Source organism: Mesorhizobium sp. M1A.F.Ca.IN.020.04.1.1, from assembly GCF_003997315.1.
In the GTDB taxonomy this organism is placed as follows: Bacteria; Pseudomonadota; Alphaproteobacteria; order Rhizobiales; family Rhizobiaceae; genus Mesorhizobium.
Genome location: NZ_RZSN01000238.1, coordinates 1 through 6,806, shown reverse-complemented (window position 1 = coordinate 6,806; position 6,806 = coordinate 1). Strand labels below are relative to the sequence as shown.

The 6,806-nt window shown below is 64.3% G+C and carries 4 protein-coding genes and 1 pseudogene; 4 read left to right on the top strand and 1 reads right to left on the bottom strand.

What is annotated here, in order from left to right:
- Positions 1 to 328 precede the first annotated feature (328 nt).
- Positions 329 to 2,152, top strand: a complete 1,824-nt coding sequence (glmS, locus tag EOA49_RS29120; protein ID WP_127241447.1) for a glutamine--fructose-6-phosphate transaminase (isomerizing) — start codon at positions 329 to 331, stop codon at positions 2,150 to 2,152.
- Positions 2,153 to 2,434: 282 nt separating this feature from the next.
- Positions 2,435 to 3,190 (top strand): DUF502 domain-containing protein, encoded by a 756-nt coding sequence (locus EOA49_RS29115; protein WP_040995587.1) that lies wholly within the window; start codon positions 2,435 to 2,437, stop codon positions 3,188 to 3,190.
- Here the strand turns inward: EOA49_RS29115 and recG are convergent.
- On the bottom strand, positions 3,142 to 5,250 hold the full coding sequence (gene recG, locus EOA49_RS29110) for an ATP-dependent DNA helicase RecG (RefSeq protein WP_127241446.1): 2,109 nt from the start codon (positions 5,248 to 5,250) through the stop codon (positions 3,142 to 3,144). The genes EOA49_RS29115 and recG overlap by 49 nt on opposite strands.
- Positions 5,251 to 5,343: 93 nt before the next feature.
- On the opposite strand from recG, the gene EOA49_RS29105 reads away from it, so the two are divergent.
- Entirely contained in the window at positions 5,344 to 5,631 is a 288-nt protein-coding gene (locus EOA49_RS29105) for a succinate dehydrogenase assembly factor 2 (RefSeq protein ID WP_067328436.1), read from the top strand.
- 7 nt (positions 5,632 to 5,638) lie between these two features.
- Positions 5,639 to 6,806, top strand: a pseudogene (locus EOA49_RS29100) (transcription-repair coupling factor); the annotation flags it as partial.

Below are 6,806 nucleotides of genomic sequence, written 5' to 3'. Positions count from 1 at the left end.
GCGCGCCCACTGGACGTTCGTCAGTTCGTACCGTTTGGCCATCCGTCGCGCTCCGAATCAGAACCCTCGGAACGCAATGAATCAACGCCAAACCGCGTTGAGAATCCTGAATGTAGATTGGACCTAGTTAAATGGTGGTGAGAGCTGGCAAGCTGTGGATGTACAAGACGAGCAGTTGCGGTAACCGGATTGCAAGGACGATTTGAGAATGTCCATCTGTTCAAGAGCGTTCCCGGTGACACGGAACGAAACGCAAAGTGACTTTCGCGGCAGGCCGGCAACCCCTAGATAACGCCGGGTTTTCCGCTGGGATTCGGGGGCAAGCGCCATGTGCGGTATCGTTGGAATCGTCGGCCGAAGCCAAGTCGCGCCGCTCATCGTCGACGCGCTGAAGCGGCTTGAATATCGCGGCTACGACTCGGCCGGTGTCGCCACCATCGAGAAGGGCGAGCTCGGAAGGCGCCGCGCCGAAGGCAAGCTCATCAACCTCGAACGCCGGCTGAAGGACGAGCCGCTCGACGGCACGATCGGCATCGGCCACACGCGTTGGGCGACGCATGGCGTTCCTAACGAGACCAATGCGCATCCGCATTTTTCCAAAGGCGTCGCCATCGTCCACAACGGCATCATCGAGAATTTCGCCGAACTGCGCGACGAGCTCACCCGAGACGGCTACTCTTTCGCTTCGCAGACCGATACCGAAGTCGTCGCGCATCTGGTGGCGCGCGAACTCGCCAGGGGGCTGAAGCCGGTCGAAGCCGCGCACCACGCGCTGAGGCGGCTGCACGGCGCATTCGCTCTGGCGATCATGTTCACGGGGGATGAGGACCTGATCGTCGGCGCCCGCAATGGTCCGCCTTTGGCCGTCGGGCATGGCGAGGGCGAGATGTTTTTGGGGTCGGACGCGATCGCGCTGGCGCCGTTCACCAATGCGGTCACCTATCTGGAAGACGGCGACTGGGCGGTCGTGCGTCGCAATGGCGTTAGCATCTACGACATCGACGGCAACAAGGTCGATCGCAAGCGCCAGCAGTCGCTGTCGACCAGCTTCATGGTCGACAAGGGCAACCGCCGGCATTTCATGGAAAAGGAAATCCATGAGCAGCCGGAGGTGATCTCGCACACATTGGCGCACTATGTGGATTTCGTTTCCGGCAAGTCGAAGCCACTCAACCTGCCCTTCGACTTCGCCAGGATCGGCCGGCTGGCGCTCTCGGCCTGCGGCACCGCCTATCTCGCCGGGCTGATCTCCAAATACTGGTTCGAGCGCTATGCGCGATTGCCGGTCGACATCGACGTCGCCTCGGAATTCCGTTACCGCGAGATGCCGTTGTCCGGGAACGACGCGGCGTTCTTCATATCGCAGTCGGGCGAGACCGCCGACACGCTGGCTTCCCTGCGCTACTGCCGCCAGGCCGGCATGAAGATCGGCGCGGTCGTCAATGTGCGCGAATCGACCATGGCGCGCGAATCCGACGTCGTGCTGCCGACGCTTGCCGGGCCGGAGATCGGCGTCGCCTCGACGAAGGCTTTCACCTGCCAGCTTTCGGTCTTGGCTGCGCTTGCCGTCCGCGCGGGCGTGGCGCGCGGCACGATCTCGCCCGATCAGGAAAAGCAGCTGGTGCGCGAGCTTTCCGAAGCGCCGCGCTACGCCACCCAGGTGCTGAAGCTCGACGAGCAGATCGAGCGCATCTCGCGCGAGCTGTCGCGCTACAAGGACGTGCTCTATCTCGGCCGCGACACGAACTTCCCGTTGGCCATGGAAGGCGCGCTGAAGCTCAAGGAAATCTCCTACATCCACGCCGAAGGCTATGCCGGCGGCGAATTGAAGCACGGGCCGATCGCGCTGATCGACGAGAACATGCCGGTGATCGTGATCGCGCCGCATGACCGCATCTTCGAAAAGACGGTGTCGAACATGCAGGAAGTGGCGGCCCGCGGCGGCAAGATCATCCTGATCACCGACAAAAAGGGCGCGGCGCAGGCCGGCATCAAGACGATGGAGACCATCATCCTGCCCGAGGTGCCGGAGATCATTTCGCCGATCATCTACGCGCTACCGATCCAGATGTTGGCCTATTTCACCGCGGTGTTCATGGGCACCGATGTCGACCAGCCGCGCAATCTGGCGAAATCGGTCACGGTGGAATAGCACTGTCACTGCTTCTTTTGGGCACCGTAGTTCGAAGTATGGCTTGCCGATGGCCCTTTCACTCCTCGAGGGGCGTCGCGGAATGGATCCTCGGGTCTACGCCGCGTCGCTTCGCTCCTTGCTCCGCGCGTGGATGACGAAGAGAGGGGTGTCGCGAACGCAGGAGCTTCCATTTGGAACGCTGAAAGCCGCTTCATAGAGAGCGCTCTTTAAAAACTTCGCAGTTCCAAACCGAATTGCGGTTCACTAAAGTTCAACCGCAATCTGCGCCGCGGTGATCCTATGTCCGACGCCCTGAAGACCTCTGGCATGACCCGGCTCAGGAATTACTTCCTGACGGGGTTCATCGTCTGCGCGCCGCTGGCGATCACGGCCTATATCGCCTGGTCGCTGATCGGCTGGGTCGATTCCTGGGTGAAGCCTTATATCCCGGTCCGCTACAATCCAGACACCTACCTGCCGTTCCCGGTTCCAGGCTTCGGCCTGATCGTGGCGCTGGTCTTGATCACGCTGATCGGCTTCCTGGCGGCGAATATCGTCGGCCGCGCCATCGTCAATTTCGGCGAGCGGCTGCTGGGCCGCATGCCGCTGGTGCGCGGCATCTATGGCTCGCTGAAGCAGATTTTCGAGACCGTGCTGTCGAACAAGGGCGACATGTTCCGCCAGGTCGGGCTGGTCGAATATCCGCGCAAAGGCGTCTGGTCGCTGGTTTTCGTCGCCAGCGAGAAGGAAACCGAGATCAACCAGAAACTCGACCGGGAAGGCGATCCGCTGATCGCGGTGTTCATGCCTTGCACACCCAACCCGACCACCGGCTTCCTGATGTATGTGCACAAATCCGAGATCGTGCCGCTCGACATGTCGATCGAGGACGGGGCCAAGCTGATCGTCTCGGCTGGCATGGTGGCGCCGGAGGTCAAGGCCAAGCTGGTGACTCTCAATGGCGAGCCCGTCGAAGGCGGCCTTGCCAATCCGGCGATCGGCGCCGCTCAGCCGGCGCGCAGCAGCCGCACCGCGTCGTCGCGCCCGAACAGATAAAGCAGCAAGCGCAGTGCCTCGCCGCGCTGGGACTGCAGTTCCGGGTCGCGCGACAGGATCAGCCGCGCATCGTCGCGCGCGGCTTCGAGCAGATCGGCATGGAATTCGAGGCGCGCCACCTGGAAGCCGGGGGTGCCCGATTGCCTTGTGCCCAGCAATTCGCCTTCGCCGCGCAGCTTCAGGTCCTCCTCGGCGATCTTGAAGCCGTCCTCGGTCTCGCGCATCACCGAAAGCCGGCGCTTCGCCGTCTCGCCGAGCGGGTCCTTGTAGAGCAGGACGCAGGATGACGGCTTGTCGCCGCGCCCGACGCGGCCGCGCAGTTGGTGCAACTGGGCAAGGCCGAAGCGTTCGGCATGCTCGATGACCATGATCGTCGCATCCGGCACGTCGACGCCGACCTCGATGACGGTGGTCGCTATCAGGATGCGCGTTTCGCCCTCCTTGAAGGCGCGCATCGCTTCGTCCTTCTCTGCCCCTTTCATGCGGCCATGGACGAGGCCGATCTGTTCGCCGAAGAGCGGCTTCAGCGAAGCGAAGCGGTCTTCCGCCGACATCAGCTTGATCTCTTCGGATTCCTCGACCAGCGGACAGATCCAGTAGATCTTCTGACCCTCGGCGACGGCGTCGACCATGCGCCCGACCAACTCGTCCAGCCGCTCCATTGGCAAAGTGACGGTGCGTATCGGCTGGCGGCCCGCCGGCTTTTCGGTGAGCTTCGAGACATCCATGTCGCCGAAGGCGGTCAGCACCAGCGTGCGCGGAATGGGCGTCGCCGTCATCACCAGCATATCGGGCGCGTCGCCTTTGGCGGTGATGGCGAGACGCTGGTGGACACCGAAGCGGTGCTGCTCGTCGACGACGGCAAGCACGAGGTCGTGGAAGGTCACCGTCTCCTGGAACAGCGCGTGCGTGCCGACGACGATGTCGATCGCACCGCTGGCGAGGCCTTCCAGTGTTTCGGCGCGTTCGCGGCCCTTCTCGCGGCCGGTAAGGACGGCGACGCTGAGGCCGGCTTTTTCCGCCAGCGGGGCGATGGTCGCCAGATGCTGCCGCGCCAGGATTTCGGTCGGCGCCATCAGCGCAGCCTGGCCGCCTGCCTCGACCGCGCGCCCCATGGCAAGCAGCGCGACCACCGTCTTGCCGGAGCCGACATCGCCCTGCAGCAGACGCAGCATGCGTTCGGGGTCGGCCAGGTCGGCGTTGATTTCGCCGAGCGCGAATTCCTGGCTGAGGGTGAGCTTGTAGGGCAGGGCAGCGCGCAGTTTCTCGACAACGCGCCCGTCGCCGACCAGCGGCCGGCCCGAAAGGCGGCGGATTCTGGCGCGCACCAGCGCCAGCGACACCTGCCCTGCCAGGAGCTCGTCATAGGCCAGGCGCCGCCAGGCCGCACCCTCGACGGCAACGTCGATCGGGTCCTTGGGATAGTGGATGCGGGTCAGCGCATCGCCGAAGGACGGAAAGGTGTGGCGGCGCATGAAGGCGTCGTCCTGCCATTCCGGCAGTTCCGGCAAGCGGCCGAGCGCCTGTCCGATGGCGCGGCGCAGCACTTTTGCGGACAGGCCGGCGGTTAGCGGATAGACGGGCTCGACCAGCGGCAGGCCCTCGGCCTCGTCGAGCGGCGCGATATGGTCGGGATGAACCATGGTCGGGCGGCCGTTGAACCATTCCATGCGGCCGGAGATTACGACGCGCTCGCCCTCAGGCAGCATCTTCTGCAGATAGGCGGCATGGGCATGGAAGAAGGTCAAGGCGATCTCGCCGGTGTCGTCATGGGCGTAGATCCGGTAGGGCACGGACCTGTTGCCGCGCGGCGGCGGCTGGTGGCGGTCGACCCGCACCTCGAGTGTTACGATCTGGCCTTCGGCCGCTAGCGCGATGCCAGGCCGGTTGCGGCGGTCGATAACCGTGTTGGGCAGCACGAACAGAAGATCGGCGGCGCGCGCGGCGCGGTCGCCGAGATCGGCCGGCACGACACGTTCGATCATGGTCCCGACCTTCTGGCCGACGCCGGCGAGCGAGGTGATCGGGACGAACGGGGGATCGAGGATGGAAGGACGCATCTCGTCAGCTTATGTCGCGGAGGCCGCAGCGCAAAGGCTGACACCAATCGCTATCCACGCTATATGCGCCGCTTCGAACAGGGATGCAGCGCGATGACCGGAACACAGCGATCAAGCGAGGGACTGGACGTCCGCCGCCGCAAGCTGCTGTTCCGCTCCTGGCATCGCGGCATGCGCGAGATGGATCTCATCCTGGGATCCTTCGCCGATGCCGAGATCGGCGCCTTGACCGCCGACGAAATCGACCAATATGAAAAGCTCCTCGAAATCTCCGACACCGAATTCCTGCCGATGATCACCGGCGAGCGCCCGGTTCCGCCCGATATCGATTGCGCGGTGCTGCAGAAGATCCTGGCGTCGCGCCGGACCATGACATTTTGAAAGAAGCATGAGTCTCATTCCCTCCATTGGCCTGCCGAAGGGCCGCGCCGGCCAGTTCATCGTCGATGGCGTCGCCGACGGTTACGAAGCTTTCGCGCTGGCGCGGACGGCGCAGGAGATCGCGCCCGACAAGCCGGTGCTGTTCGTCGCGCGCGACGGCCAGCGGCTGCCGGCGATCATCGATGCGCTCGCCTTTGCCGCTCCCGGCCTGCCGGTTCTGGAACTGCCTGCCTGGGACTGCCTGCCTTACGATCGTGTCTCGCCGGGCGCGGATGCCGCCGCGCGGCGCCTCGACGCGCTCTCCGCAATCGTTGCGCTGGCGAAAAAGCCGCACCGCGCCGTTATCCTCACGACGGCCAATGCGCTCTTGCAGCGCATTCCGCCGGCCGAACTGATCGAGGCGCAGACCTTCCACGCCAAGCCCGGCAACCAGATCGACATGAACGTGCTGATCGCGCGGCTGGAGAATTCCGGTTTCGAGCGCGTGCCGACGGTGCGCGACGTCGGCGAGTTCGCGGTGCGCGGCGGCATTCTCGACCTCTTCGCGCCCGGCTGGAGCGAGGCGCTGAGGCTCGACTTCTTCGGCGACACGCTGGAATCGATCCGCGTCTTCGACGTGGCGACCCAGCGCACGACCGGCCAGCGCAAGTCGATGGCGCTGCAGGCGATGAGCGAGGTGGCGCTGACGCCGGAAACGATCAGCCGCTTCCGCCGCTCCTATATCGAAGCCTTCGGCGCGCCGTCGCGCGACGATGCGCTCTATGCAGCCGTCAGCGAAGGACGGCGCTTTGCCGGCATGGAGCACTGGCTGCCTTTCTTCTACGAGCAACTGGAGACGGTGTTCGACTATCTGCCGGACGCGCCTGTCATCTTCGATCATCTCGCGCATGAGGCGCTGGCCGAGCGCCATACGCTGATCCTCGATCACTATGAGGCGCGGCGGAAGCAGGCTGACGGCGCGCTGAAAGATGCCGTGCCCTACAAGCCGGTGGCGCCGGATCTGCTCTATCTCTCGCCGGAAAATCTCAAAGCCTCGCTCGGACCGCGCGAGGACATTGATTTCACCGTCTTCGACGCACCCGATGTCGGCGGCAAGAAGGTCTTCCATGCGGGCTCGCGGCAAGGCCGCAGCTTCGCCGAGGAGCGCGCCGACCCGAACAGCAATGTCTTCGACC